This window comes from Streptomyces sp. NPDC042201 (assembly GCF_055582185.1).
Genome location: NZ_JBVJDS010000027.1, coordinates 1 through 1211, shown reverse-complemented (window position 1 = coordinate 1211; position 1211 = coordinate 1). Strand labels below are relative to the sequence as shown.

1 protein-coding gene is annotated in these 1211 nt (G+C 69.4%); it reads left to right on the top strand.

The features are described from left to right. Nucleotides 1-1091 (top strand): IS701 family transposase (locus ACZ6MZ_RS33935; RefSeq protein WP_469356441.1); only part of this gene is annotated, 1091 nt, incomplete at its 5' end. Nucleotides 1092-1211: the final 120 nt, after the last annotated feature.

Sequence of the window (1211 nt, the reverse complement as noted above, 5' to 3'; positions counted from 1 at the left end):
TGCTGCTGGACGGACGTCGGAAGTCGATGCAGCCGATGGCCGGACGCCTCGGTGTGGACCATCAGCAGTTGCAGCAGTTCATGACCTCGTCGACCTGGCCGGTGGACACGGTCCGCATCAGGCTGGCCCGCCGGGCGGTGGCGGTTGTGCGGCCGCAGGTGTGGGTGGTGGACGACACCGGGTTCCCGAAAGACGGAACGTCCTCGCCCGGGGTGGCCCGGCAGTACTCCGGCACTCTGGGCAAGGTCGGGAACTGCCAGATAGGGGTCAGTGTGCACGCGGCCTCCGACACCGCGTCGTGCCCGTTGTCCTGGCGGCTGTTCCTGCCCGGCAGCTGGGACCAGCCGGAGGCCGCGGACCGGCGGGCCCGCTGCCGGATCCCCGAAGGTGAGCATCACCGGCCGAAGTGGCAGCTCGCGCTGGACATGCTCGATGAACTGGCCGCGGTCGGACTGCGGCCGGCGGTGCTGGTCGCGGACACCGGTTACGGGGCGAATGCCGACTTCCGCCACGGCCTGGAAGACCGCGGGCTGGCCTATGCCTTGCAGGTCAAGGGCGAGATGACGGCCCATGCCGAGACCGCCGAGCCCTACGAGCCGCCTTATGGCGGGCTCGGGCCCAGACCGTCGCCTCGCTACCGCGCCCGCCCGGTCAGCCTGCGCGAGCACGTCCTGGCCGCAGGACGCAACAGTGCGGTCGCGATCACCTGGCGCAAGGGCTCGAAAGCCGCCATGTCCGCCCGCTTCGTGTTCCTGCGGGTCCGCCTCGCCGGCCGCCGGCCGAAACCCGCCCCGAACGGAGTCATCGCACTGCGGTGGCTGATCGCCCAGTGGCCCGAGGGAGAGAACGAGCCGGTCAAGTACTGGATCTCCAACCTGCCCGCCGACCTTCCCGCCCGCGATCTCGTCCGCCTCGCGAAACTGCGCTGGCGCATCGAACACGACTACCGCGAGCTGAAGACGACGCTCGGACTCGACCACTTCGAGGGCCGCTCGTTCACCGGCTGGCACCGCCACGTCACCCTCGTCACCGCCGCCCACCTCTTCCTGACCGAACAGCGGTCCTGCCCAAAAGTCCCTGCCAGGGCCTGACCCTCTACCAGGCCCTGGACCTCCTCCAACACCTGTTAACCACCTGGACCGGCACCTGCCCCACCTGCCGACAACCCACCCCATGGCAGACCTACGACACCACCTAACAAAGCCCTACTA